The organism is Streptomyces sp. NPDC005438, assembly GCF_040606315.1.
Classification (GTDB): domain Bacteria; phylum Actinomycetota; class Actinomycetes; order Streptomycetales; family Streptomycetaceae; genus Streptomyces.
Genome location: NZ_JBEXEP010000008.1, coordinates 43,565 through 69,014, shown reverse-complemented (window position 1 = coordinate 69,014; position 25,450 = coordinate 43,565). Strand labels below are relative to the sequence as shown.

23 protein-coding genes and 6 tRNA genes are annotated in these 25,450 nt (G+C 73.3%); 9 read left to right on the top strand and 20 right to left on the bottom strand.

Features of this window, described 5'->3' with window-relative positions; genetic code table 11:
- Positions 1–112: 112 nt before the first annotated feature.
- From thrS to ABZT14_RS17885, 4 genes are all read right to left on the bottom strand, one after another.
- The gene (gene thrS, locus ABZT14_RS17900; RefSeq protein ID WP_356303334.1) at positions 113–2,092 is read right to left on the bottom strand and encodes a threonine--tRNA ligase; all 1,980 of its coding nucleotides are present in this window, start codon (positions 2,090–2,092) and stop codon (positions 113–115) included.
- A gap of 196 nt (positions 2,093–2,288) precedes the next feature.
- Positions 2,289–3,041: a hypothetical protein gene (locus ABZT14_RS17895; RefSeq protein ID WP_356303331.1), complete on the bottom strand. Its 753-nt coding sequence runs from the start codon at positions 3,039–3,041 to the stop codon at positions 2,289–2,291.
- A gap of 224 nt (positions 3,042–3,265) precedes the next feature.
- Positions 3,266–3,337 (bottom strand) — tRNA-Val (locus tag ABZT14_RS17890).
- A 42-nt stretch (positions 3,338–3,379) separates the two neighbouring features.
- On the bottom strand, positions 3,380–3,856 hold the full coding sequence (locus ABZT14_RS17885; protein ID WP_356303328.1) for an SRPBCC family protein: 477 nt from the start codon (positions 3,854–3,856) through the stop codon (positions 3,380–3,382).
- 100 nt (positions 3,857–3,956) lie between these two features.
- On the opposite strand from ABZT14_RS17885, the gene ABZT14_RS17880 reads away from it, so the two are divergent.
- The gene (locus ABZT14_RS17880) at positions 3,957–6,536 is read left to right on the top strand and encodes a hypothetical protein (RefSeq protein WP_356303325.1); all 2,580 of its coding nucleotides are present in this window, start codon (positions 3,957–3,959) and stop codon (positions 6,534–6,536) included.
- 58 nt (positions 6,537–6,594) lie between these two features.
- Here ABZT14_RS17880 and ABZT14_RS17875 read toward each other — a convergent pair.
- Together ABZT14_RS17875 and ABZT14_RS17870 are read right to left on the bottom strand one after the other, a co-directional pair.
- Positions 6,595–6,666 (bottom strand) — tRNA-Val (locus ABZT14_RS17875).
- 14 nt (positions 6,667–6,680) lie between these two features.
- Positions 6,681–7,124: a TIGR02611 family protein gene (locus tag ABZT14_RS17870; protein WP_356303322.1), complete on the bottom strand. Its 444-nt coding sequence runs from the start codon at positions 7,122–7,124 to the stop codon at positions 6,681–6,683.
- 190 nt (positions 7,125–7,314) lie between these two features.
- Between ABZT14_RS17870 and ABZT14_RS17865 the strand changes: the two genes are divergently transcribed.
- Positions 7,315–7,728: an SsgA family sporulation/cell division regulator gene (locus ABZT14_RS17865; protein WP_016905455.1), complete on the top strand. Its 414-nt coding sequence runs from the start codon at positions 7,315–7,317 to the stop codon at positions 7,726–7,728.
- Positions 7,729–7,921: 193 nt separating this feature from the next.
- Entirely contained in the window at positions 7,922–8,491 is a 570-nt protein-coding gene (locus tag ABZT14_RS17860) for a CGNR zinc finger domain-containing protein (protein ID WP_356303319.1), read from the top strand.
- Between the two features lie 21 nt (positions 8,492–8,512).
- On the opposite strand, the gene ABZT14_RS17855 is transcribed toward ABZT14_RS17860, so the two are convergent.
- Together ABZT14_RS17855 and ABZT14_RS17850 are read right to left on the bottom strand one after the other, a co-directional pair.
- Positions 8,513–8,740, bottom strand: a complete 228-nt coding sequence (locus tag ABZT14_RS17855; protein ID WP_356304109.1) for a hypothetical protein — start codon at positions 8,738–8,740, stop codon at positions 8,513–8,515.
- Positions 8,741–8,902: 162 nt separating this feature from the next.
- Positions 8,903–9,358, bottom strand: a complete 456-nt coding sequence (locus ABZT14_RS17850; RefSeq protein ID WP_356303318.1) for a hypothetical protein — start codon at positions 9,356–9,358, stop codon at positions 8,903–8,905.
- A 136-nt stretch (positions 9,359–9,494) separates the two neighbouring features.
- On the opposite strand from ABZT14_RS17850, the gene ABZT14_RS17845 reads away from it, so the two are divergent.
- Complete coding sequence (locus tag ABZT14_RS17845) at positions 9,495–9,992, top strand: DsbA family protein (RefSeq protein WP_356303315.1); 498 nt, start codon at positions 9,495–9,497, stop codon at positions 9,990–9,992.
- Between the two features lie 18 nt (positions 9,993–10,010).
- Here the strand turns inward: ABZT14_RS17845 and ABZT14_RS17840 are convergent, their stop codons facing one another.
- Positions 10,011–10,847 (bottom strand): GNAT family N-acetyltransferase, encoded by an 837-nt coding sequence (locus tag ABZT14_RS17840; protein ID WP_356303313.1) that lies wholly within the window; start codon positions 10,845–10,847, stop codon positions 10,011–10,013.
- A 114-nt stretch (positions 10,848–10,961) separates the two neighbouring features.
- Positions 10,962–11,783 (bottom strand): aminodeoxychorismate lyase, encoded by an 822-nt coding sequence (locus tag ABZT14_RS17835; protein WP_356303310.1) that lies wholly within the window; start codon positions 11,781–11,783, stop codon positions 10,962–10,964.
- Between the two features lie 350 nt (positions 11,784–12,133).
- On the opposite strand from ABZT14_RS17835, the gene ABZT14_RS17830 reads away from it, so the two are divergent.
- The 4 genes from ABZT14_RS17830 to ABZT14_RS17815 all read left to right on the top strand — a co-directional run bounded on the left by ABZT14_RS17830 (position 12,134) and on the right by ABZT14_RS17815 (position 12,472).
- Positions 12,134–12,206, top strand: a tRNA-Gly gene (locus tag ABZT14_RS17830).
- Between the two features lie 25 nt (positions 12,207–12,231).
- Positions 12,232–12,302 (top strand) — tRNA-Cys (locus ABZT14_RS17825).
- A gap of 1 nt (position 12,303) precedes the next feature.
- A tRNA-Val gene (locus tag ABZT14_RS17820) sits at positions 12,304–12,378 on the top strand.
- 19 nt (positions 12,379–12,397) lie between these two features.
- A tRNA-Val gene (locus tag ABZT14_RS17815) sits at positions 12,398–12,472 on the top strand.
- 96 nt (positions 12,473–12,568) lie between these two features.
- Here ABZT14_RS17815 and ABZT14_RS17810 read toward each other — a convergent pair.
- The 4 genes from ABZT14_RS17810 to ABZT14_RS17795 all read right to left on the bottom strand — a co-directional run bounded on the left by ABZT14_RS17810 (position 12,569) and on the right by ABZT14_RS17795 (position 14,722).
- Positions 12,569–12,868 (bottom strand): zf-TFIIB domain-containing protein, encoded by a 300-nt coding sequence (locus ABZT14_RS17810; RefSeq protein ID WP_356303307.1) that lies wholly within the window; start codon positions 12,866–12,868, stop codon positions 12,569–12,571.
- A gap of 52 nt (positions 12,869–12,920) precedes the next feature.
- Positions 12,921–13,889, bottom strand: a complete 969-nt coding sequence (locus ABZT14_RS17805; RefSeq protein WP_356303304.1) for a phosphotransferase — start codon at positions 13,887–13,889, stop codon at positions 12,921–12,923.
- 154 nt (positions 13,890–14,043) lie between these two features.
- Complete coding sequence (locus tag ABZT14_RS17800; RefSeq protein WP_356304069.1) at positions 14,044–14,238, bottom strand: hypothetical protein; 195 nt, start codon at positions 14,236–14,238, stop codon at positions 14,044–14,046.
- 238 nt (positions 14,239–14,476) lie between these two features.
- The gene (locus ABZT14_RS17795) at positions 14,477–14,722 is read right to left on the bottom strand and encodes a hypothetical protein (RefSeq protein ID WP_356303302.1); all 246 of its coding nucleotides are present in this window, start codon (positions 14,720–14,722) and stop codon (positions 14,477–14,479) included.
- A gap of 265 nt (positions 14,723–14,987) precedes the next feature.
- Between ABZT14_RS17795 and ABZT14_RS17790 the strand changes: the two genes are divergently transcribed.
- The gene (locus tag ABZT14_RS17790) at positions 14,988–16,196 is read left to right on the top strand and encodes a protein kinase (RefSeq protein WP_356303299.1); all 1,209 of its coding nucleotides are present in this window, start codon (positions 14,988–14,990) and stop codon (positions 16,194–16,196) included.
- A 58-nt stretch (positions 16,197–16,254) separates the two neighbouring features.
- Here ABZT14_RS17790 and ABZT14_RS17785 read toward each other — a convergent pair whose 3' ends face one another.
- From ABZT14_RS17785 to ABZT14_RS17760, 6 genes are all read right to left on the bottom strand, one after another.
- Positions 16,255–17,058, bottom strand: coding sequence for an RNA methyltransferase (locus ABZT14_RS17785; RefSeq protein ID WP_356303296.1), 804 nt, complete (start codon positions 17,056–17,058; stop codon positions 16,255–16,257).
- A complete protein-coding gene (gene cobA / locus ABZT14_RS17780) occupies positions 17,055–18,329 on the bottom strand; it encodes a uroporphyrinogen-III C-methyltransferase (protein ID WP_356303293.1) in 1,275 nt (424 codons plus the stop codon). The genes ABZT14_RS17785 and cobA overlap by 4 nt, the downstream gene beginning before the upstream one ends.
- A 155-nt stretch (positions 18,330–18,484) precedes the next feature.
- Positions 18,485–22,192: a nicotinate-nucleotide--dimethylbenzimidazole phosphoribosyltransferase gene (gene cobT / locus ABZT14_RS17775; protein WP_356303290.1), complete on the bottom strand. Its 3,708-nt coding sequence runs from the start codon at positions 22,190–22,192 to the stop codon at positions 18,485–18,487.
- A 242-nt stretch (positions 22,193–22,434) separates the two neighbouring features.
- Positions 22,435–23,685: a precorrin-6y C5,15-methyltransferase (decarboxylating) subunit CbiE gene (gene cbiE / locus ABZT14_RS17770; protein ID WP_356303287.1), complete on the bottom strand. Its 1,251-nt coding sequence runs from the start codon at positions 23,683–23,685 to the stop codon at positions 22,435–22,437.
- 82 nt (positions 23,686–23,767) lie between these two features.
- Positions 23,768–24,406, bottom strand: a complete 639-nt coding sequence (locus ABZT14_RS17765; RefSeq protein WP_356303284.1) for a GNAT family N-acetyltransferase — start codon at positions 24,404–24,406, stop codon at positions 23,768–23,770.
- A gap of 152 nt (positions 24,407–24,558) precedes the next feature.
- Entirely contained in the window at positions 24,559–25,416 is an 858-nt protein-coding gene (locus ABZT14_RS17760; RefSeq protein WP_356303281.1) for a MetQ/NlpA family ABC transporter substrate-binding protein, read from the bottom strand.
- Between the last annotated feature and the right edge of the window lie 34 nt (positions 25,417–25,450).

The window sequence follows — 25,450 nt, the reverse complement described above, 5'->3', positions numbered from 1 at the left end:
CGGGCGCGGGCCGGGCGCGGGTCAACTCCCCCGCTCCCTGGCGGAAGGTGACCGCCTCCGTGCGGTGCGGGTGGGGCGGGGGCGGACAACGGCCCCCGCCCCACCCGGGCGATCAGTTCTGCGCCCGGCGCCGTACGACGTCGAGGATCTCCTCGATGGCCTCGTCCCGGGGGACGCCGTTCTTCTGGGAGCCGTCGCGGTAGCGGAAGGACACCGCGCCGGCGGCCACGTCCTCGTCACCGGCGATGACCATGAACGGCACCTTGGACTTCTGCGCGTTACGGATCTTCTTCTGCATCCGGTCGGCGGAGGAGTCCACCTCCACCCGCAGCCCCTGGGCCCTGGCCCGCTCGGCGAACTCCTCCAGGTACGGGACGTGGGCGTCCCCGATGGGGATGCCCGTCGCCTGTACCGGGGCGAGCCAGGCCGGGAAGGCCCCCGCGTAGTGCTCCAGGAGCACGGCGAAGAACCGCTCGATGGAGCCGAACAGGGCACGGTGGATGATCACCGGCCGCTGCCGGGAGCCGTCGGCGGCGGTGTACTGGAGGTCGAAGCGGTCGGCCATGTTGAGGTCCACCTGGAGGGTGGACATCTGCCAGGTGCGGCCGATGGCGTCCTTGGCCTGTACGGAGATCTTCGGTCCGTAGAAGGCCGCGCCGGCCGGGTCCATCACCAGTTCCAGGCCCTGCTTCTCGGCCGCCAGCCGCAGCAGTTCGGTGGACTCCTCCCAGACCTCGTCCGAACCGACGTACTTCTCCGGGTCCTTGGTGGACAGCTCCAGGTAGAAGTCCTCCAGGCCGTAGTCCCGCAGCAGGTTGAGCACGAAGGTCAGCAGCGAGTCGAGTTCCTCGGCCACCTGCTCCCGGGTGCAGTAGATGTGGGAGTCGTCCTGGGTGAAGCCCCTGGCCCGGGTGAGCCCGTGCACCACGCCGGACTTCTCGTACCGGTAGACCGTGCCGAACTCGAAGAGCCGCAGCGGCAGTTCACGGTACGAGCGCCCACGGGCGTCGTAGATCAGGTGGTGCATCGGGCAGTTCATGGGCTTGAGGTAGTAGTCGTGGTCCTCGTCCAGCCGCATGGGCGGGTACATCCCGTCCGCGTACCAGTCCAGGTGACCCGACTTCTCGAACAGGGTGCCCTTGGTGGCGTGCGGGGTGTAGACGAACTCGTACCCCGACTCCTCGTGGCGGCGGCGCGCGTAGTCCTCCATCACCCTGCGGATCACGCCGCCCCGGGGGTGGAAGACCGCCAGCCCGGAACCGATCTCCTCGGGAATGGAGAACAGGTCCAGCTCCGCGCCCAGCCGGCGGTGGTCCCGCTTCTCCGCCTCGGCGAGGAACTCCAGGTGGGCCTTCAGCTCGTCCTTGCTGGGCCAGGCGGTGCCGTAGATCCGCTGGAGCTGCTTGTTCTTCTCGCTGCCCCGCCAGTACGCGGCGGCCGAGCGCATCAGCTTGAACGCCGGGATGTTACGGGTGGTGGGCAGGTGCGGCCCCCGGCACAGGTCCTTCCAGCACAGCTCGCCGGTCTTGGCGTCGAGGTTGTCGTAGATGGTCAGTTCGCCCGCGCCGACCTCGGCGGAGGCGCCCTCGGCCGCCTCGGCCGCCGACCCCTTGAGCCCGATCAGCTCCAGCTTGTACGGCTCGTCGGCCAGCTCGCGCCGGGCGTCCTCGTCGGTGGTGACCCGCCGGGCGAAGCGCTGACCGCGCTTCTGGATCTCCTGCATCTTCTTCTCGACGCGCTTGAGGTCCTCCGGGGTGAAGGGCTGGTCCACGTCGAAGTCGTAGTAGAAGCCGTCCCGGATGGGCGGGCCGATGCCCAACCTGGCGTCCGGGAACAGCTCCTGGACCGCCTGGGCCATCACGTGCGCGGTGGAGTGCCGCAGGATGTCCAGCCCGTCCGGGCTGGAGACGTCCACCGGCTCCACCTCGTCGCCCGGGGCCAGCGGGTAGCTGAGGTCCCTCAGCTCACCGCCCACCCGCGCGGCGACCACCGAGCGCTCGCCCTCGAAGAGAGCGGCGGCGGTCGTGCCCGTCGTCACCACTCGCTCTTCCCGCTCGGAATCGCGTTGGATGACCACCTGGACCTCTGACACCGCTCTCTCCTGACTGTTCGTGGTGCGCCGTACGCGGCACCGTGTGCGTCCCCGTACGGCTCTGGGTGACGACGCGCGGCCTCGGCGAACGCCCTCGTGGGCGCGCCCCCGCGCAGCGTGAATCGTACCGATCCCCGGGCGGTCCCCGCCTCTGGGATACCGCGCGTCCACGGCCGGCGACCGGCCCGTGGCCCGGCTACTCCACCAGCGCCACGGCGTGGGCACCGGTGATCCGCCGGAACCCGCTACGGCTCTCCAGGGTGCCACTCACCCGGATCGGCACCCCCCGAAGGTGTGCGCGCACGGCGGTGCCGTACGCGTCGGGGTCCAGGCCCATCCGCACCTGCTCCACCTCGGCGCCCTCCAGCACCCGCAGCCGCACCGAACCGGGCCCGTCCGCCTCCGCCCGGCGCAGCCGCACCACCTGGCCGGTGACCCGCACCGGCTGGGCCGGCTCGTCCCGTACGTACCTCTGGCCGGCCAACTGTAGGGGGGCCAGGTCGTCCCTGGTGAACGTCAACTCCGGCTCCGGCTCCACCTCCGAGGGCCCCGGTGGGGACCAGCGGACCCGGATACGGATGGTGTCGGTCTCCTTCAACAGCCGTACCAGGGACTCCGTCAGCTCCTGGCAGGCGCCCTCCTCCACCGCGCGGTCCAGACCGGTCAGCTCCCCCGCGTCACGGTGCCCGTCCAGACCGCGCCGCAGCGCCCGCAGTGCCGCGAGCAAGGTCACCAGTACGCCCCGGCCGGGCTCCTCGGACAGGCCGGCGGTGACCTCACCGCCCTCGGCTCGTGGCGGCTCGGCCCGCTCCAGCAGCCGGTTGGCCCGCTCCCCGTGCCGCGCGCCGTGGTAGCCGACCCGGCGATGGGTGGCCAGCGCGCCCGCCCGCAGCATCTCCGTGGCGGCGGCGACCAGTTGGCGGGCGGACCGTCGGCTCAGCGGGGCCATGCGGTCACCGCTGGGTGGCCGCCAGTGGACTCTGTCGGACGGGCTGTCTGGGCACATCAACTCTCCGGGAGGGGTGGGGGTCTCCTCCCACTTGTCACCGACCCCGACCACACCAAACCCCGTCGGGGGAAGCGGAGTCCCGGCCGGAACACCGTGAAACGCCAGGAGACGCCCGGAAACACCGCGAAGGCCGGTCCGCTTACACGGACCGGCCTTCTTCGGGGTGGGCGATACTGGGATCGAACCAGTGACCTCTTCGGTGTGAACGAAGCGCTCTCCCGCTGAGCTAATCGCCCCCTGTGCCGGCTGAGCGGCACGTGAGAACCATACAGTGCCCCTCAGTCATCATCCAAACCCGTTCGCAGTCGCCGGATCAGCCCCCTGCGCCCGGCCCGCATCATCAGCGCGTGGTTGGCCACGAAGAACGGTCGGCCCGCCCACGACAGCCGCCGCATCCAGGGTTTGCGCACCTCGACCCGCTGCTCGTACAGCGCCTCGGTGCCGCCCGGAACGGCGGAGAGGGTCCACCGGGCCCAGCCGCACAGGTCGCCGGCCATCGCGATCTGGAGCACGCCCGCCTCCGGGTCCCGACGGGTGGCCCGGGCGGTGACCACCAGCTCCACCGGCAGCAGCGAACGGAACCGGGCGGTGCCCCGGTCCGGGCCGAGCGGTTCCACCCCCCGCACCTGGGGCCACCAGCGGGGGTACTCCTCCACCCGCTCCAGTACGGCGAACACCACCGACGGCCGGGCCGGCAGCCGCCACCGGTGGCGGAACCGGTAGTCACCGCGACCACGACCGTCACCCTGCGCCATCGAACCGCTCCTCGGCGTTCGCCCTCAACTCCCCGGTACTCACCAGGATCTGAGTACCCGCACCCATGCCCGTCCCGACGCGCCGTCCAACACTGGCCCCATGAGCCAGCAGCCACCCACCGGAAACGGTCACTGCCCCTACTGCGGCCAGCCCCACGCCGGGCCGGCCACCTCCTGCGGCCGGTGCGGCATCCCGCTGACCGGCCCCACGGCCGACGCCCTGCGGCAGGTCACCACCCGGCTGGCCCGGATCGACGCGGTACGGCTACGGCTGCTGGGCCAGCGGGACACCCTGCTCGGCCAGCTCCTCGCCCAACGGCAGCCCTCCTGGGCCCAGCCGTTCGCCGCCCCGACCGAGACCCCGACGGGCGGGCACCGCCCCGGCGGGAGCGCGGCCACCGGGCGCCGGCGGGACGCCGCCCCGCTGAGCGTGCAGCACCTGCTGCTGGGCCTGGGCGCCCTGCTGCTGGTGGTCGCCGCCCTCGCCTTCACCCTGCTCAACTGGGGCGAGTTGGGCATCGGCGGCCGGGCCCTGGTGCTCGCCGTGGCCACCACCGCCCTGCTGCTGCCCCCGGTCTGGCTGTTGCGGCGGGGGCTGCGGTCCACCGCCGAGGCGCTGTCCACGGTCGGGCTGCTGCTGGTCGCCCTCGACGCCTACGCGATACGGCACACCCTGTTGCCGCAGCCCACACCGGAGACCTACCTGGCGTTCGCCTCCGCCACGGTCGCCGCCCTGTGGGCCGCCTACGGGCACGCCCTGCGGCCCCGGGGGCTGCGCGGGCCCCTGCCGGCCGCCGTGGTGCTGGCCCAACTCCCCCTGCCCTCCGCCGCGTTGGCCCTGGGAGGCGGCACCGACGGGCTGCTGTGGGCGCTGCTGCTCACCGCCCTCGGAGACGCCGTACTGGTCCAACGGCTGAGCCCCGGACGGCGGTTGAGGTCCACCGCGGTGGTCTGCCTGGTCGTGGTCGGGGGTGCGCAGCTGCTGTCCCAGCTGGCACTGACCCTCGTGGCGGAGCACCCCGGCGAGCTGCCGGCGACCGTCACCGCCCTCGGGGTGACCGCCCTGGCGCTGCTCTACCAGGCCCGGCGCGACCCGGACCTGGCCACCCCGCTGGCCGTGACCGCCGGGCTGTGTGGGATCGCGGCCGTGGGCGGCACCGTACGGACCCTGCTGCCGGCGACCCAGTGGTGGCCCGCGGGGTACGCGCTGAGCGCCGCCGGCTGGCTCGCTCTGACCACCGCCCTGGCCGGTACCGCCGGCCGTACCGGTCGGACCTCCGCACCGCTGGACCGGCACTCGGCGAACGGGCTGCTGCTGGCCGGCGTCGGGGTGCAGGGGCTGACCCTGCTCGCCGTGTTCCCCACCGTCACCCAGGGGCTGCTGGGCCCCCTGGGCTGGGCGGCCCAGGTGTGGCGGGGCGCCCCGGACACCGCCCGGCAGGCGCTGACCCCCGAGGGCGGCCCCACCCCCGCGACCACCCCGGCGGCGCTGACCCTGCTGGTGCTGGCCCTGTGCGCGATGCTGGCCGCCCGGTTCGCGCCCACCGTACGGGCCGCGTACCCGGTGGCCCTGACCCTGCTGGTGTCCGCCCTGGTCCTCGGTCCCCCGGCCCTGGACCTCGGCTACCGCCCCGGGGCGCTGTGGCTGCTCGTCCTGTCCTCCGGCCTGTGGCTGACGGCGGCCCACTGGTCCCGCTCGCCCCGGCTCGGCCCGTGGACCGGCCCCGCCCTGCTGGGGTGCGCCGCACTGGTGACCGCCACCACCGTCGGCTGGTCGTTGGCCGACCGGTCGACCAACCTGCTGGTGCTGGGCGCCCTCAGCGCGGTCACCGTCGCGGTCGCCGCCCTCAGCGCACCCGGCCTTCACCGGGCCGTCGCGGCCACCGCCTCGGTCGCCGTCCTGGCCGGCGCCCTGAGCACCCTGGGCGCCGCCACCGGGTTCGCCCCGGAGCGGTACGCCTTCGCGCTGCTGGCGCTGTCCGGCCTCGCCCTGGGGGTGGCCGGCCGCCTCCGGGAGGACGCGCCCACCTCCCTGGCGGTGGAGGGGGTCGGGGCCCTGGTGGCCACGGTGGCCGTGGGGCTCACCCTCACCGACGCCGCCACCCTGTCCCTGGCCCTGTCGCTGTGCGGCGTACTGGCCGCCGCCCAGGCCCTCCGCCCCGAGCGTCGGACGCTGGCCGGGCCACTGTCCGGTGCGCTGATGGTGCTGGCCCTCTGGGCGCGCTGGTACGCCTCCGACATCAGCACCCCCGAGGCGTACACCCTGCCGGTGACCGTGCTGGGCCTGGCGGTGGGCTGGCTGCGCCGGCGGCAGAACCCCCAGCTGTCCTCCTGGGTCGCCTTCGCCCCCGGACTGACCGCGACCCTGCTCCCCAGCGCGGCGCTCACCTGGTACGACGCCGGCTGGCAGCGGCCCCTGCTGCTGGGCCTGTGCGCCCTGGCCCTCACCCTGGCCGGCGCCAGCCTGCGACTCCAGGCCCCGCTGCTGCTGGGAGCGGCGACCCTGGCCGTGGTCGGCGTCCACGAGCTGGCCCCGTATCTGGCGCAGGTGGTGGACGCCATGCCGCGCTGGGTGGCGCCGGCACTGGGCGGGGCGCTGCTGCTGGCCCTGGGCGCCCGCTACGAGCGGCGGCTGTCCCAGGCCCGACGGCTGGGCGAACGGCTGCGCGGCCTCGACTGATCCGTGAACGACGAGGGCCCCGACGGTCTGTGACCGTCGGGGCCCTCGTGCGGGGAAGTGGGCGATACTGGGATCGAACCAGTGACCTCTTCGGTGTGAACGAAGCGCTCTCCCGCTGAGCTAATCGCCCGCCGGGCGCATACGTTACCGCATGTCAGCGGAGGTCGAGGACGACCGGTCGGAGGGGCCCTGCCCACCGGCCGGGGAGGACTTCGGGGGCTGGTCCGGTTCCGGGGACGTACCGGCTTCGTCGGAGGGGGGTGTGGACTGTTGACCGGTCTCCCGCTCGCTGCGGCCCGACCGCTCCGCGCGGCGCCGCTTGGCCCACTCCGCGCCCTGGCGCAGCTTCCGCCGGGTGTAGCGCATCACGGCCTGCGCCCAGGAGAACTCGGTCGCCCAGATCGCCATGCCTCCGAAGATGACCACCCAGCCCGGCCCCGGGAGCGGCAGCAGGATCACTCCGGTGACCACCACCGCGAGCCCCACCACGAACACACCCACGCGCCAACTGAGGTGCAGGGGGCGGGAGGCCTTGATGAAGCGCGGCGCCCTGGAGACCGTCCGGCGCTTGCCACTCTCCGTGTCCATGGGGGCCGAGAGTACCGGACCTGGTTCGCTCACTGGATCGGCCGCCGAAGCGAAATTCGCCAAGGCCTGACAAAGCGATACAGACACCTCAAATCAGTCAGAGGGGTTTACAACCGGCTCGTAGGTGGCATGTCGATTTCGCCGACGTGCGAACCCCCGAGCGCACACTGAGCGAAAGGCCCTGGCGCTTATGAACACCACGGTCAGCTGCGAGCTGCACCTGCGCCTCGTTGTTTCGAGCGAGTCATCACTGCCTGTACCCGCGGGCCTGCGGTACGACACGGCAGACCCCTATGCCGTGCACGCCACCTTCCACACCGGCGCGGAGGAGACCGTCGAATGGGTCTTCGCCCGCGATCTCCTGGCGGAGGGCCTACACCGGCCCACCGGCACCGGAGATGTACGGGTATGGCCGTCTCGAAGCCATGGACAGGGAGTAGCCTGCATCGCCCTCAGCTCCCCCGAGGGTGAAGCGTTGTTGGAGGCCCCCGCGCGGGCCCTTGAGTCCTTCCTCAAGAGGACGGACGCAGCGGTGCCCCCGGGCACCGAACACCGTCACTTCGACCTCGACACCGAACTGTCCCACATCCTCGCGGAGAGCTAGTCCGCCGGTTCTCCGTGGTCGTCCGACTCGGGGCGACGGCTGCGGAGCCGGCTGCCCACGGCGGCACCAGCGACGCCGTCACCGCACATCCAGCGCGGTGACGGCGTCGCTGTGCGTAGGCGTCAGCCGCTAGGCTCGCAACGGGTCGAGCGTGACGCCCGGCCCGCTGGCACCGACACCGGGAGAGTCCACCGTGTTGATCAGTCATGACGTTCAGTGCGCGCTCGACAACGTGACTGACCTGCTCAACACCGCCCCGGACAGCACCGTCCCACCCGGCGAGGACACCCTGGGTTCCCTGGAGGACCTGCGGGACTTCGTCCGCCGCAACGAGGTCAGCGGCGTCGGGACCCTGGACGCACAGGACCTGGAGGCCGTACGGCAGGTGCGGGACCGCTTCACCGAGGCCTTCGCGGCCGAGGACGACCGTACGCTCGCGGAACTGGTCAACGCCATCGTGGCCAAGGCCGGGACCACCCCGCAGCTGAGCGACCACGACGGCTACCACTGGCACGTGCACTACTTCGCCCCCGGCGCCACCCTCGCCGAGCACCTCGCGGCGGACGGCGGGATGGCTCTGGGGTTCCTGCTGGTGTCCAAGGAGCGACTGAGGCTGCGCCGCTGTGAGGCGCCCAACTGTCGCCGGGCCTTCATCGACCTGTCCCGCAACCGGTCCCGCCGCTACTGCGACAGCCGCACCTGCGGCAACCGACTGCACGTGGCCGCCTACCGGGCCCGGCGCCGGGAGTCCGCCAACGGCTGAGGGCGCGCCTCCTGTGAGGCCTCACAGGAGGAACAGGTCGTGCACCGCCGCACCTCCCACCAGCAGGGCGATCAGGGCGAGGAACCCCATCAGCGGCGGTTGGGACAGGGCGAACAGACAGCCCCGTGGGGGTTCGGGGAGGGTCTCGGGCAGTGCCGTCCCCGGCGGGACGGGGGCCCGGGGTGGTGCGGTGGTGGTGCCGTGCTCGGTATCGGGGCCGAAGGGCTGGCCCATGGTGCGGTACGTCATCTCGCGGGGATCATGACCGAGTTCGCCTCGTCACGCACGCCCAACACGCTCCGGCCACACGGCAGTTCACCGAACGCCACCACCCCGCCACGGTGCGCCGACCAGGGCCGAAGCCCTCCGCACGGGTGCGGAGGCCGTACCGGCCCGGCGGGCCGGGGCCCCTCAGATGCCGTGCTTCTTCAGGATCGCCTCGATGTCGCTGAAGTCCTCGCCACCACCCCCGGCCGAGCCCCCGGAGGAGCGGGCGGGCGCCTGGGAGGCCGGGGCCACGGCGGGACGGTTCGCCCCGGAGGCCGTCGCGGCCGGGGCGGACGTACCGGCCCGGCCCGCCCCACGGCGGGCGGCGATACGGGAGACCACGAACAGCACCACGGAGAGCGCCAGCACCGCGAAGCCCGACCAGACGGTGGGGCTGAACAGCAGGTCACCCAGCCACCGGCCGATGGCGCGGCCCAGCGAGGCGCCCAGGGTCACCAGTCCGGTCATGGCCAGGCCGATCGGCAGCAGGGCGAAGGCCGCGATCCGGGTCGCCGACACGAAGCGGCGCCGGTAGGCGGTCAACAGCGCGATGGCCAGCCCGGCGGCGGTGAGCGAGGCGCAGACAGTCGTGGTGAGCATGTCTCCATCGTGCACCCCCCGAGGGCCCGGCGGCCATGGAGGGCGACAGGTTCAGGGACATCTCGGGGTCGTGGCCGTCCGCCCGGCGCCCACCGTGGTTTCCCCACCGCGTCGTCGGGCTGGAAGACTGACCGGCATGAACGCCACCCCGCAGGTCCTGGACACCTGGTTCGACCTTCAGTGCCCCGACTGCCACTCCGCCCTGGACGACGTGCGGGCGCTACGGGAGAGGTTCGGCGACCAACTCCTCGTACGGTTGCGGCACTTCCCGCTGGAGCGGCACCGGCACGCCTACGCCGCCGCCCAGGCCGCCGAGGAGGCGGAAGCGCAGGGGCAGGGGTGGCCGTTCGTAGAGGCGCTGCTGGCACGTACCGCCGAACTGGGTGAGCGCGGCGAACCGGTACTGCTGGAGGTCGCGGGCGAACTGGGCCTGGACGTCGACGAGTTGGAGACCGCCCTGATCGACGGACGGCACCTGCTGGTGGTGGACGCCGACCAGGCCGAGGGCAAGGCGCTCGGGGTCACCGGCACCCCGACCTACGGGGTCGCCGACCTGCGGCTGGACGGGGGCAAGAGCCAGGAGGGACTGCGCTCCCGGATCGAGGAGGCCGTCACACGGGGACTGGCCGGCTGACCGTCGGCCGGGGCGGGGTCACAGCGGCTTGACGTACACCCTCAGGAACGGTTGGAACCCCAGCGAGTCGTAGAGGCGTACGGCCGGGGTGTTGGCGCTGTAGACGTTGAGCCCCAGCCGCTCCGCCCCGGCGTCCCGGCACTCCCGTTCGGCGGCCAGCATCAGGGCGCGCCCGTACCCCCGGCCCCGGTGGGCCCGCTCCACGCGCACCACGAACACCCAGGCGTCCAGGTCGTAGGGGACGTCGGGTCCCAGGGACAGCCAGAAGGTGCCCAGCGGGGTGCCCTCGGCGTCGTGGAGCACCCGGAGCACCGCGCCGGGGGTGTCCAGGCCCCGGGAGAGGTGGTCGCGGCCCGCGGCGGCGGCCCGCGCCCGGGCCTGCTCCTCGGTGAAGCCGACGCCCCGCAGCTTGGTGAACAGTTCGGCCTGGTCCTGGGCCCACCAGTCGGCGAACTCCGGCTCGGTCATGGCCCGCACGGTGATCCCGCCGGGTGGGGGCGCGGTCTCACCGGTGAGCGTCTTGGCCATGCCCCGGTTGCGTTCCTGGTAGCCGAGCGTCCCCGCCAGCGCGTCAGCGCCCTCGGCCTCCCCGGGCACCCTCAGCTGCGCCCGGGCGCACCCCCAGCCGCGCAGCACCTCCTCGGCGGCCAGCATCGCCACGGTCGCCCGGCCCCGACGGCGGTCGGCCGGCGCGACCCACAGCTCGTCGATCCGTCCGACCTGGTCGGGGAAGTCCGGGTCGGTGCTCACGGTGACGCCCCCGACCGGGCGGCCGTTGTCCAGGACGTCGAAGGCGCGGGTCCGGGCGCCGTCCTGCCGGCGTTCGGGGCCACTGGGGCGCAGGGTGGTGGTCATCCTCGGCTCTCCGTCGCTCGTGGGCTGACCGGGGCGGTGCGGCGCCCCTCGGCAACCCCACTCTCCCCGCTTTCGCGGGGCCTGAAGACCGTACGGCGACCTCCGGGTGGGACCTCAGGGGTCGATGTCGGCGGCCGAACGCTCCTGGAAGATCCGCATGGCCTTGGCGGTGACCGGCCCGGGGGCCTCGGGGAGCTCGCGGTCGTCCACCCGCCGTACCGCCTGCACGTCCCGCAGGGAGGAGGTCACGAACATCTCCTCGGCCTCGTCCAGTACGGACATCGGCAGCTCCGCCTCCTCGGCCTCGGTCCACTCCAGGACCAGGGCGCGGGTGATGCCGGCCAGACAGCCGGACTCCAGCGGCGGGGTGAGCAGACGCCCCCCGACGACCACGAAGACGTTGGAGCCGGTGCCCTCGCACAGCTGCCCCTGGGTGTTGGCCAACACCGCCTCGCTGCCGCCCTGTTGGCGGGCCCGGGCGAGGGCGAGCACGTTCTCCGCGTACGAGGTGCTCTTGAGCCCCGCGAGGGCGCCCCGCTCGTTGCGGGTCCAGGGCACCGTGATCACCGAGGTCACCTCGGGGGTGGGCGGGCTCTCGGCGAGGGCCACCACCAGGGTGGGCCGCTGGTCGCCCCGGTCGGAGCTGAGCGGGGAGTAGCCGGCGGTGTAGGTGATCCGCAGCCGGCCGTGGGTGACCTGGTTGGCTTCCAGTACCGCCGCGCAGGCCTCCCGGGCCTCCGCCAGGTCGGGGTCGGGCAGGCCCAGTCCACGGGCCGAGGTCGCCAGCCGGTCCAGGTGGCGACTGAGCGCGAAGGCGGTGGTGCCCCGCGCCTTCATGGTCTCGAACACCCCGTCGCCGGTGGTCAGTCCGTGGTCGAAGACGGACACCCGTGCGGTACGGGCGTCCTGGAGACCACCGTCCAGCCAGATCCTCACCACGCACTCCCCTCGTCGAAGTCACTCGCCCCGCACCCGGGAGGCGATCCACCGGCGACGCTACCTGTTCGCCCCTGGTCACGTCATCGCGAGCGGGTACGCGAGACCCTCGGCACCCGGTCATCCCCGGAGAGCCGGCCGCCGTCTCCGAGGGGCGCGCGACCGACGTACTCGGTCACCTCGCGGCTCCCTCGGGGACACGCGACAGAGGGGAACAAGCGGTCGGCCACCGACAATCCGCCCCCTACCTGTCGCGTCCTCCCGGGCACCCAGCGCGAACAGAATTTGAGCTGGCCTGGGAATCCGCTAGAGTTCGACACGTCGCCGAGGCGCTCAGGCGCCCGACGCAAGCGGACGTGGCTCAGTTGGTAGAGCATCACCTTGCCAAGGTGAGGGTCGCGAGTTCGAATCTCGTCGTCCGCTCTCGGAGTTCCTCGGAACTCCGGCTGGTGGAGTGGCCGAGAGGCGAGGCAACGGCCTGCAAAGCCGTGTACACGGGTTCAAATCCCGTCTCCACCTCGGACGATTAGCTCAGCGGGAGAGCGCTTCCCTGACACGGAAGAGGTCACTGGTTCAATCCCAGTATCGTCCACCACGAACCTCCGGGTTCGCCCGCGCGATTAGCTCAGCGGGAGAGCGCTTCCCTGACACGGAAGAGGTCACTGGTTCAATCCCAGTATCGCGCACCAGCAGAGGGCCCCACCGGCACTGATTGGTGGGGCCCTCTCGTGTGTGTCTGCTCCCCTCCCCCGTCGGTACCGGGGAGGGGAGCAGAACACGGCGCCCTACGAGGAGAACAGCATCCGGCCGAAGCCCCGGTGTCCCTTGCCGTAGTGACCGTGGTGGCCGTGGTGGTACCCGGGCGGCTGGGGCGCGCCCCAGGCCGGCGGGGGCGGAGGCGGCGCGGAGTGCGGGTTGGGCGGGGGCGGAGGCGGCGCGGCCTGGGCCCACTGGGCCTCCATCCTGGTCAGCGCCTCCAACTCACCGTAGTCGAGGAAGATCCCCCGACAGGATCCGCACTGTTCGATCTGCACTCCACTGCGGTTGAAGGTCTGCATCGGACCACGACACTTGGGACACTGCACAGGACGTTCCCCTTCATCCTCGTTCGCTCACGCTCGTGAGCCTGCCCCCAGCCTATTCCCGGGCGGGCGCGGGGAGTTGGGACATCCGCGCACAGGCGGCCAGCAGCGCCCGCTCGTCCACGTCCACGCTCCGGTCCTCCTCGCCGGCCCGCGCCAGGGCCGAGGCCCCGCTCTGTACGGTCAGGGCGCGGGCCGGGGCGTCCAACTCGGCCCAGGGCCAGGGGTGTGGGCCGAGGTCGGGCCCGCGTTCGGTCTGGTAGGCGTGCAGGAAGCGCTGCCACACCTCGGGCGGTAGCAGGCCGCAGGCGAAGAAGGCCGCCGGCCGGGCCAGGTCCCAGCAGGCGGGCGCCAGACCCAGGTCGTCCACGTCGATCAACAACCAGTCCCCGCCCCGGTGGGGAGGCCTGACCAGCTGGCCCAGGTGGAAGTCCCCGTGGCAGAGCGCCAACTCGCCCGGGGGCGCGGCCTCGTCGCGGCACCAGGGCGGCAGCCCGTCGTAGGCCCGCTCCACCGTCCGGGCCTCCTCGGGGAACCGTGCGGCCCACCGCCTCATCCGCCGTACCGCCCGCGCCACCTTGGCCGGACCCCGGCTGTACGGTGCCGGGCCCAGCCGGGCGGTCACCGAGGAGGGGTCCAACCGGTGCAGGCGGGCCAGCAGTTGGCCGGCCCGCTCCCACGGGGCGTGTTCGGGATGCTCGGGGTCGACCGGTACCCCGTAGGGCCAGAGGCTGGCCGGGCGGTCGGCGAGGGGCACGGTCAGCCCCGGGCCGGCTCCGGGCCTCAACGGGGCGAGCAGCAGCCGGGGTTGGTCGGCGGCCAACCGGAGCCGGAACGCCAGTGGGTCGGGGTCACTGTCCGGGGGGTGGGCCTTGGCCACGGTGTCGCCCAGGCGTACCACCGTGCCGTCGGGCCGGTCGGCCAGCACCCCGGGCTCCCGGGCACCCTCGTCCGGTTCGGGGGCCGCTGGCGGGGAGTACGAGGTCAGCAGGTCGAGCAACGCCCGTACCGTCCGCTGGGTCACCTCGGCCCCCTTCCGGCGCGGAGCCTACCGGCGTACGCGGGGCCCGGGCACCTTCTCAGGTGCCCGGGCCCTCAAGCCGTCCGAAGCACCCCCGTCCCCACGGGGCTGTCTGGCCGGGTCCCCAACTCGGGCCGCTCTCCCGAGCCGGGACGCCTCAGCGTCCCAGAATTCCGGCCACGGACGACGCCTGGGTGAGCACCGCCTCCACTCCGCCGAACACCACGGCGAGCAGGGCGGCCAACGGGAGCACCATGGCGAGCGCCACCAGCGGGTGGCGGCGGTCTGACGGCCGCGTCGTCGCGGCGGTGGTCCTGCCGCGCCCGACCTGCGCCACCAGCCTCGCCGCCATCTGCGTCACGGTCCGCTCCCGTCCTCTGTCCACGGCGGCGAACGTCTGACCTCGGGGGACGAGTGCTTCGTCCGCCGCCTGAAGGCAGCGTAGTGCGCGGTGATCGCCCCGTACGTCATGCCCGCGTACCGACCACGGGCATACCGCAGGATGACTCCACCACGGGTCTCCTACGTCCGAGGGTGTACGCACGGCCCGACCCCGGGTCAGGGTTCCCCCGAGGTCGGGCCGGTAACGGTCAGGCCGCCGGGCGCTCCTCCCCCTCCTCGACCCGGGGCAGGGGGTGTTCGACCAGGGCCAGCACCCGGTTGGCCATGAACCGGGCGGTGCGCACCACCGATCCGTTGCGCGTGACCTCACTGACCTCGACCACTCCCCGCCGCACCTGGGTCTCCACCCGGCGGCCGGCCCGACTGGCCCTCATCTCGTAGGTGCGGGTGGTGTCTCCGGCGTCCACCACGATCTCCACGCGGTCACCCTTCATCCGCTCAAACCCCCTCGCTCAGCGCTCCGTTGGGAGGTCCACCGACAGGCGTCCACCGAGCGTCCACCGGCGGCGGCCTCCCCCGTTGTGTGCCGGTATCCAGGGTCCCAGCCGCCACTGACAATCCGTCTGACGACTGTGCGCGGCCTATCGTCGGGCCGCCGGGGCAGTCCGTAAGCTGGGCCCGGTAAGCGGACCGGGCGATGACGTGGGATCGTTCGGGAGGAGTGGGGGCGGACCCACCGGACGTAGGGGACGGACGGACATGGCGATGATGCGGCTCCGGCGCGAGGACCCGCGAGTCGTCGGAAACTTTCGGCTGCACCGACGACTGGGTGCCGGCGGCATGGGCGTGGTGTACCTGGGCGCCGACCGGCGCGGACAGCGGGTCGCGCTCAAGGTGATCAGACCCGACCTGGCGGAGGACCGGGAGTTCCGCTCCCGTTTCGCCCGCGAGGTCTCGGCCGCGCGACGCATCCGGGGCGGCTGCACGGCCCGTTTCGTGGCCGCCGACCTGGAGGCCGAACGCCCCTGGTTCGCCACCCAGTACGTCCCCGGCCCCTCGCTCCAGGACAAGGTGGTCACCGACGGCCCGCTGCCCCCCTCGCAGACCGCCGCCATCGGTGCCGCCCTGGCCGAGGGCCTGGTGGCCGTGCACGAGGCGGGGGTGGTGCACCGTGACCTCAAGCCCTCCAACATCCTGCTGTCCCCCAAGGGCCCGCGCATCATCGACTTCGGCATCGCCTGGGCCACCGGCGCCAGCACGCTGACCCACGTGGGCACGGCCGTGGGCTCCCCCGGTTTCCTCGCACCGGAACAGGTACGGGGGGTGGGCGTCACCCAGGCCACCGACGTGTTCGCCCTGGGGGCCACCCTGGCCTTCGCCTGCACCGCCGACTCGCCCTTCGGACAGGGCAGTTCGGAGGTGATGCTCTACCGGGTGGTGCACGAGGAGCCCCAGCTGCACCAGGTGCACGCCGCCCTGGCGCCCCTGCTGCGGGCCTGTCTGGCGAAGAACCCCGAGGAGCGGCCCAGCACCATGCAGTTGGCGCTGCGCCTCAAGGAGATCGCCACCCGCGAGGCCCGGGGCGCCCGGGACGTGGACGCCGCACGACTGGTACGGGCCCGGCCCGGCCTCTCGGAGCGGCCGGCCTCCCTGGAGCGCACCCAGGAGCACGTACGCCCTCGGACCGGTGGCTCGGGATCCCGGCCACGGCCGTCGGTGCCGCACTCCCGCCCCTCCGGCGGGCGCCGGCCCGGTACCCGCCCTTCGACGTCGAGGCCGTCGCGCCCCACCTCGGGCGGCCAGGGCCCGGGGAGCAGGCCCCGGCTGCGGGTGAACCGCCGGCTGCTGCGCCAGCGGTTGGTGGTCTTCGTGACGGTGACCCTGCTGGTGGCCCTGGGCATCGCGCTGGTACAGGGCTGTCAGGGCCCCGACCTGGGCCTGGGCGCCCCGGGGTTCCACAGCCGCTGAGCAACCGCCTGGCCAGGTACCGGGCCAGTCACCGGGGAGGTCGCCGGACCCCGCCCGGTCACCGCCGGGTGGCGTAGAAGGCCACGGCGGAGGCGGACGCGATGTTGAGGGAGTCCACTCCCCCGCCCATCGGGATACGCACCCAGGTGTCGGCCGCGTCCAGGGCCCGGTGGGTGAGCCCGTCCCCCTCGGTACCGAACAGCAGGGCGAGCCGCTCAGGCCGGCGGGCGGCCAGTTCGTCCAGGGTGATCGCCTCGGGGCGGAGGCAGAGCGCGGCGGTGAGGAAGCCCTGCTGGCGCAGGGCGGTCAGCCCCTCGGGCCAGGGCGTGATCCGGGTCCACGGCACCTGGAAGACGGTGCCCATGGAGACCTTCACCGCACGCCGGTACAGCGGGTCGGCGCACCGGGGGGTGACCAGCACCGCGTCCACCCCGAGGGCCGCCGCCGAGCGGAAGGCGGCGCCGAGGTTGGTGTGGTCGACGATGTCCTCGAAGACGGCCACCCGGTGGGCGCCCTCGACCAGTTGGGACACCTCGGGCAGCGGTTCGCGGCACATGGCGGCCAGGGCGCCACGGTGTACGTGGTAGCCGGTGACGGTCTCGGCCAGTTCCGGGCTGACCAGGTAGACCGGGGCGCCGCTCTCCTCGACGGTGTCCGCCATGACCGGCAGCCACTTCTCGGTCAGCAGCAGGGAGCGCATACGGTAACCGGCCGCGAGGGCACGCCGGATGACCTTCTCCCCCTCCGCGACGAACAGCCCCTCGGCGGGTTCGCGTATCCGTCGCAGCGCCACGTCGGTCAGCTGGGTGTAGTCCCGCAGTCGCGGGTCCCGGGGGTCGGTGAGGGTGAGTGGGGTGGTCACCTGTGGTCCTGGTCTCCGGTCGCCGTCGGTGGTGGGTCCAGTTCGCGCAGGCGGGCGGCCACCTCGCCCACCACGACCACCGCCGGGGCGCGCAGGCCCTGTTCGGCCACGGTGCGGGCGACCGCGTCCAGGGTGGTGCGTACCCGGCGTTCGGTGGCCATGGTGCCCTCCTGGATCACGGCCACCGGGGTGTCGGCGGCCCGACCGTGGCGCAGCAGGGTCCGGGCGATGGCTTCGAGGTGCTCCACGGCCATCAGCAGCACCAGGGTGCCGCGCAGTCGGGCCAGGGCCGGCCAGTCGACCAGGGACCTCTCGTCGTCCGGGGCCACGTGTCCGCTGACCACGGTGAACTCGTGGGTGACGCCACGGTGGGTGACCGGTACCCCGGCGGCGGCCGGGACGCTCAGGGCGCTGGTGATGCCCGGTACGACGGTGACCGGTACCCCGAGGGCGGCCAGTTCCTCGGCCTCCTCCATGCCCCGGCCGAAGACGTAGGGGTCGCCGCCCTTGAGCCGTACCACGGTGCGGCCGGCCCGGGCGTGGGAAGCCAGGACCTCGTTGATCGCCCGCTGGGGCATGGCCCGACCGTAGGGGATCTTGGCGGCGTCGATGACCTCCACGTGCGGAGGCAGCTCGTCCAGCAGGTCCCGGGGACCGAGGCGATCGGCCACCACCACGTCGGCGCGGGACAGCAGCCGCCGTCCGCGCACCGTGATCAGGTCCGGGTCGCCGGGGCCTCCGCCCACCAGGGCCACCCGCCCCATCCGGGGGGTGGCTGGTTCTCCCCGTCCCCGGAACCGGGGCGCGTTCAGGCTTCCCTCCCGCAGCCCCTCGACCACCGCGTCCCGTACCGCCGCGGAACGGCGGGGGTCACGGCCGGTGAGCACCGCGACGGTCACCCCGTCGCCGTGGCCGGTGGCCGGGGTCCAGGCGGAGGCGGCGTCGGCGTCGTCGCTGCGTACGCACCACACCCGGGAACGTTCGGCCTCGGCCGAGGCCGCCGCGTTGGCCTCCGGGTCGTCGGTGGCCACCAGGGCGTACCAGGCCTCGGCCAGGTCCCCCTCGCGATACCCCCGGGGCAGCCACTCCAGCTCGCCGGCCCGGGCCATCGCCTCCACCGAGGGGGTGACCTCGGGGGAGATTACGGTGATCCGGGCCCCGGCGGTCAGCAGGGCCGGCAGTCGGCGGGCGGCCACCGTGCCGCCGCCCAGCACCACGACACGGCGCCCGGTCAGCCGCAGTCCGACGGGGTAGGCGGGCGTATCGGGCATGGTGCGGGGGCTCCTCGTGGTACGGAGGTCACCGTGGGGCCGGCGGTGACCCGGGGTGCGGGGCCCAGGGGGCCGGCCGCCACCCTACCGAGCCGCCGACCGACGCCCCACGGACTGGTGGCCCGGGCGGATCCGCCCGGGCCACCAGACGCGGGTCAGCTCTTCTCGGTGACGCCCGCCGAGTCGAAGGTGGCGACCTGGTGCATCGCGCGGGCCGCGCTCTGCACCACGGGCAGGGCCAGCAGGGCGCCGGTGCCCTCGCCCAGCCTCAGGTCCAGGTCGACCAGCGGACGCAGGCCCAGCTTGGTGAGCGCAGCCACGTGGCCGGGCTCGGCGCTGCGGTGTCCGGCCACGCAGGCGGCCATCGCCTCGGGGGCGATGGCCCGTGCGACCAGGGCGGCGGCACCGGCGGTGACCCCGTCCAGGATCACCGGGGTACGCAGGGAGGCGGCGCCCAGGATCATTCCGACCAGGGCGGCGTGCTCCAGTCCCCCGACGGCGGCCAGCACCCCGAGGGGGTCGGCCACGTCGGGCTGGTGGAGTTCCAGGGCGCGCCGTACCACCTCGACCTTGCGGGCGTGGGTCTCGTCGTTGACCCCGGTGCCGCGACCGGTGACCTCCGCCGGGTCGGCCCCGGTGTAGACGGCGATCAGGGCGGCCGAGGCGGTGGTGTTGGCGATGCCCATCTCCCCGGTGAGCAGCGCCCGGTTACCGGCGGCCACCAGGTCGCGGGCGGTCTCGATACCGACCTCCAGGGCCCGGGACGCCTCCTCCCGGGTCATCGCCGGGCCGGCGGTGATGTCCCCGGTACCGGCACGCACCTTGCGGGGCAACAGCCCCTCGGCGGCCGGCAGTTCGGTGGCCACCCCGACGTCCACCACACAGACCTCGGCACCCACCTGGTGGGCGAAGGCGTTGCAGACCGCTCCGCCCTGGAGGAAGTTGGCGACCATCTGGGCGGTGACCTCCTGCGGCCAGGAGGTCACTCCCTGGGCGTGCACCCCGTGGTCGCCGGCGAAGACCGCGACCGTGGCCGGTTCGGGCACCGGGGGCGGGCACTTGCGGGACAGCCCGCACAGCTGGGCGGAGAGGATCTCCAACATGCCCAGTGCCCCGGCCGGTTTGGTCATCCGCTTCTGCCGTTCCCACGCCTCGCCCAGCGCCTTGGCGTCGAGCGGCCGGATGCGCTGGAGGGTCTCGGTCAGCAGGTCGTGCGGTTCGCTGCCGGGGAGCACCCGGCGCCCGTACGACTCCTCGTGGACCACCCAGGACAACGGCCGACGCTTGGACCAGCCGGCCTGCGACAGCTCGGGTTCGGGCGGGAACTCGTCCACGTACCCGACGCACAGGTAGGCCACGACCTCCAGGTGCTCGGGCAGTTCCAGGGCCCGCACCATCTCCCGCTCGTCGAAGAAGCTGACCCAGCCGACTCCGAGGCCCTCGGCGCGGGCGGCCAGCCAGAGGTTCTCCACCGCGAGGGCGGAGGAGTAGGGGGCCGTCTGGGGCTGGGCGTGACGGCCGAGGGTGTGGGCGCCACCCCGGGTGGGGTCGGCGGTCACCACGATGTTGACCGGGGTCTCCCGGATGGCCTCGATCTTGAGTTCCTTGAACTGCTTGGCCCGTCCCTTGGGCAACGAGGCGGCGTAGGCGTCCCGTTGACGCTGCGCCATCTCGTGCATGGTGCGCCGGGTCTCCTCGGAACGGATGACCACGAAGTCCCAGGGCTGGGAGTGCCCGACGCTGGGCGCGGTGTGCGCCGCTTCCAGGACCCGGAGCAGTACCTCGTGCGGGATCGGGTCGGGCCGGAAGCCGTTGCGGATGTCCCGGCGCTCCCTCATCAGCCGGTGTACGGCCTCCCGTTCGGCATCCGCGTACCCGGCGGCCGGAGCGCCCTCGGCGACCCGGACGCCCTCCTCGACCTCGGTGGGCGCCTCCGCCTGCGCGGCGGTTTCCTCGGCGGGGGCCATCCCTGGCTCGACCGGGGCCGGTTCGACCTGCGGGGTCTCCTCGGTCACCTCGGCCTGCCCCTCGGGGGCGGGCCGCGCGGCCTCCGGGGTCTCCGGCTGGTCGTTCCCGCCCGCTTCGGTGGCCACCGGTTCGGTAGGTGCGGTCGGTGCGGCCTCGGGACTCCCAGCGACCTCGGCGACCTGGTGCCGCTCGGCAGGTTGCTCGGGGTTCTCCCCGGTGTTCTCTCCGGCGGGCAGCACGACGCTGCCCTCGGTGGTCTCCTCGACCGGGGGCTGTGCGCCCTCAGGGCTCGCCGGGGGCTCCTCGGCCGGGGCTCCCTCAACCTGGGCTGCCTCAACGGCGGCTGCCGGGACCTGGGGCGCCTCTGGGGTCGGCTGCTCCTCGGGAGTCGGCGCGACCTGCGGGGCCTCCTCGGCCACCGCCACGGCCTCCGCCTCCACGGGGGGCGCCGGCTCGGCGGGCCCCGCGTGCTTCGGCCCGGAGGGCTGCGGTCCGGTGACCTGGGGTTCCGTGACCTGGGGGTCAACGGCCTGAGCGGTCTGGGGTTCGGCGACCTCAGCGGCCTGGGGCTCGGTGGTCTGGCCCTCAGCGACCTCGGGTGCGACCGGGGTGTCCCCGGTGGTGGCGCCCCCCTCGTCGGCCTGGGGCGCGGTCGGCTCCTCGGCCACGACCTCGCCCTGTCGTGGTCCGGGTACCGGGACGGCCGCCGTCTCCCCCTCGACCGGGGTGGGCTGTACTCCCTGTACTCCCTGGGGCTCCTGCCCCTCCTGCGCGGGTCGCCGCTCCGGGCCGGGTACGGGCAGGGGCTGAGGCTCGGGCCGCACCGGCGCCTGCGCCTGGGGGTCCGGGGAAGGGTGCGGGAGAGAGGGGTCGGCCGGGGCCGGCGCGACCTGCTGCGGAGGTCCGGCCGGCAGGGGCTGCTCCACCTGTGGGGCGACCAGCGCCTCGGCGTAGGCGTGTTCCCCCTCCGGGCCGACCGGTCCGACCTGGGGGCCCTGCTGGGCCGGCGCCGTGTGGGCCGTGCCCTGGGCCGGGGTGGCCTGCTGGGGCTCGGGGGCCGGCACCTGGTCCACCGGGGCGTGCCCGGGGGCCCCCGGCACGGTGAGGTCGGGGGTCGGTGCGCCCTGCGCCGGGGTGACGGCGTCGACGGTCATCGGAGCGGGCTGGGCCTCCGGCTGGGCGGCCGCCCAGGGCTGTCCGTTCGCGTGGGCCGGGGGCTGGGAGGCGAACTCCCCTGCCCCGTACGGCGGTTGGGGAACCGGTTCTGCGGGCGCGGCCGGCGGCTCGGGCACGGAACCATCGGCCACCGGCCAGGGGGAACCGGGCTGGGGTGAGGCCACCGGGTGCTCCGGTGCGGCACCCCACTGCTGTCCGGCGCCCGGCAGCATCCCCAGCTGGGGTCCGGCCAGTTCGGCCGGCTGGTCCAGGTACTCGGGCACCGTCTCGCCCCCGGTGACCGGCTGGGGCCGCTGGTGGCCCACCCCGGTCGGGTCCAGCGGGCCGGGCTCGGCCTCCAGCAGGTCGCTGGCCGTGGGGACGGTGGCGGTCGGTACTCCCGCCGGCTGGGGTTCGGCCGGCCCCCGATCGGCCAACGACCGTACGGTGCCGGACTGTTCGGGCACCGGGGGGCCCATGTGCAGGGGACGGCGCGGTGGCGCGGGGGTTCCGTTCGGTGGAGTGCCCGCCCCGTGGCGGGGGCCGTTGGGTCGCGGCGCCTGGCCCGACTCGACGGGCTCCTGCCAGGCGCCCTGGTTGCCGGGCATCAGCAGTTCCTCGTCCTCGCTGGAGTCCATGAAGGTGTACGTGTCCGGGGCCGGCATCCGCTGGCCCTCCAGTGGCTCCGCGCCCACGTACTCCGGCTGCCCCTCGGCCGGGACCTGGCCGGTGTCAGTCATGTGTGCCCCTCGCCCATCGCTGGTGTCTCTCCTCGCCGCGGCGACCGCCGCACTCTCCGCAAAGGAAGAACGAGCGTGGCCGCCCAGCGGCACGTTGCGCACCACCACAACAGGACACCGGGGGACAAAACCCCACCCGCGCGGGGGTGCGCAACGATGCCGCAGCCTACCGGGCCACGGAGAACACCCCGACCACAGCGGGGTGATACGTCAGAGTTCGTCGCGTTTCCTCACGCGCCAGATCACACAAGATCGGCACGGGTCCGCGTACGTTCCCCACTCACCAGGAAGGCCACCGCACGCTCCCGTTCGGTCCACGCCCCGGCCGGCCGCGAGGTGTCCAGAGCCACCGACTGGAGCAGCTCGCACTCCACCGCGTACCCCGCGTCCACCAGGGTCTGCCCGATCCGCTCCGCCTGGTCGCGGGTCACCGCGTGGGTGACGATCCGTTCGGGCCTGCGAGCCGCCACCGCCGCGACCGCCGGGACGCCTCCGCCCCCCACCCGCACCACGTCCGGCTCCGACAGGCGCTCCAGGACCTGCGGCGCCTCGCCGGTGACCGTCTGGAGCAGCACCCCGAACCGTCGGGCGCTCTCCTCGGTGCGGGCACAGTTGTTCGCCCGCTGGTCCACCGCGATCACCGCCGCCCCGAACCGGGCGGCCTCCACCGCGAACGCCCCCTGGCCACAGCCGATGTCCCACAGCAGGTCGCCCACCCGGGGCCCGAGCCGGGCCAGTTGGGCGGCCCGGAACTGCCCGGACAGCTCGGCGCGCGGCGGCTCCAGCGACCCCCGGTAGGTGGACAGGGGCAGCGCCCAGCCCCGGGTGGCGTCCGAGGGGCCGGCCTCCCGTCCGCCCAGCCAGCCCCCGCCCTGGGGGCCCTCGCCGGTGGCGCCGCCGACCACGATCACCACGTTGGGGTCCCGCCAGACGTGGTCGACGACCTTGTCCGAGGTGAGGACGGAGACCTGTTCCCGTTCGGTGCCCAACTCCTCGCAGATCACGAAGGTCCGGTGCACCTCGTCCAGCAGCAGGGCCAACTCGACCGGTCCGGCCCCCGGCGAGGTGAGCACCGCGACCTTGGAGTGGGCGCGGCAGACGTTCACCGCCCGGCGCAGGTCCCGCTCGTGGGCCACCACCACCTGGGCGTCGTCCCAGGGCATACCGGCCCGGGCGAAGGCGGAGGCCACCGAGGACACGGCGGGCACCACCTCGACCTCCAGGCCGAACTCCGGGTCGCGCAGGGCCCGTACGACGCCGAAGAAGCCCGGGTCGCCGTCGCCCAGCACCACGGCCGTGCCCCGGTGGGCGGCGATCCTCCGGGCGGCCAGGGCCACACTGCCCAGGCGGATGCGTTCGGCCCGCTCGGGCACCTCGGGCAACGCGAGGTGGTGGGCGGCGCCGGCGACCAGGGTGGCGGCGCTCAGTGCGGCGCGGGCGGCCTGGGTCAGTGGCGAGCCGTCCCATCCGATCACGGTGACGCGGTCGGCCATCGCGGGGGACTCCAGAGGCTTGTCTCGGTGGGGGCGCTTCGAGACTACTCCCCGCACCGGCCCGGTAGTCGGCCGGGAGCGGTCAGTTCCAGTCGGCGTAGGGGGCGTGGCCGCCCGCCTCGGTCATGCGCTCGGGCACCCCCTCCAGGTCCTCGGGCAGCAGGCTCCACACGATGAGGTCGGTGCGCATCTCGGTCCAACGCCCTTGCTCGGTACGCATCCTGGCGATCCAGGCGTTCCTCAGCACGCCCTCGCTGATGCCGCCGATGCGCTGGGCCACCTGCTGGGCGGCGAAGTTGTCGGCGGCGGTACGGAACTCCAGCCGCTCGAACCCCTGGCTCTGGAACAGCCACTGGGCGACGGCCAGCACCGACTCCGAGGCGTACCCCTCGCCCCTGGCCCAGGGGGCCACCACGTAGTCGGCCTCGGTGCTGCGCAGGTGCCAGTCGGTGTGCTTGAGGTGGACGCTGCCCACCAGCCGGCCGGTGAGGAACTCGGTGACGGCGAACACCACTCCGCGCCCCTCGGCCCGTTCGGCGGGGGCGATCTTGGTGATCCACTCCCGGGCGTGGTCCTCGTCGTACGGGGTGGGGATGGCGGTCCACACGGCGACCTGCTCGTCGTTCATCATCTCGGTGAACGAGGCCAGGTCCTCTTCCTCAAGCGGGCGCAGCACAAGCCGGTCCGTACTGATCGAGATGTCCGGGAAGGTGCAAGTCATCGCCGCTCCATGCCAGTTGGGTCCACCCCAGGATGCAGCATGTGCCGTGGTGGGGGCACCGCCGGGCCCCGGCCCGGGTGGATTTCCCCCGGGCCGGGTCGGGCTGTTTCGCCGTACTTCCGGGTACTTCCCCGTACTTCCGAGTACGCCGGTCAGCTCACCTTGCCGAAGACCGGCACGATGCCGCCCTTGAAGGTGTCGTTGATGTACTTCCTCACCTCCGGGGAGTTCAGCAGCCTGGCCAGCTTCACCACCCGGGGGTCCTTCTCCTGGCCACGCTTGACCGCCAGGAAGTTGGCGTACGGGTTCTTCTCGGCCTTCTCCACGGCCAGGGCGTCCTTGGACGGGTTCAGCTTGGCCTCCAGGGCGTAGTTGCCGTTGATCACCGAGGCGTCGACGTCGTCCAGGGAACGCGGTAGGGCGGCGGCCTCCAGTTCCTTGAACTTCAGCCCCTTGCGGTCCTGGACGTCGGAGAGCGAACCGGAGGCCCCGGTACCGGGCTTGAGCCTGATCAGGCCCGCGCGTTCCAGCAACAGCAGGGCCCGGCCCTCGTTGGTGGTGTCGTTGGGTAGGGCGATGGTCTTCCCGGAGGTGAGGTCCTTGGTGGACTCGACCTTGTTCGAGTACAGGCCCAGGGGCTCCAGTTCGACGTTGACCACCGGCACGATGTGGGTGCCCTTCTTCTTGTTGAAGTCGTCCAGGTAGGGCTTGTGCTGGAAGAAGTTGGCGCCGACCCTGCCGTCCTCGGTGGCGGTGTTGGGCTGTACGTAGTCGGTGAACTCCTGGATCTTGAGCTTGAGCCCGGCGTCGTCGGCCAGGTTCTTCCGCACGAACTCCAGGATTTTGGCGTGCGGGGTGGGGCTGGCGGCCACCACCAGGGGTTCGTCCTGGTCGCCCGAACCGGCCTTCTGGGGGTCGGAGTCGGTGCCGCAGGCGGTCAGGCCGGCGGTGAGGACAGCGGCGGCGGTGAGCAGGGTGAACTTCTTGGCGGAGCGCACGAGGAGTGCCATGTTCCGGTCTTCCTTCCGGTGTGGGTGAAGGGGC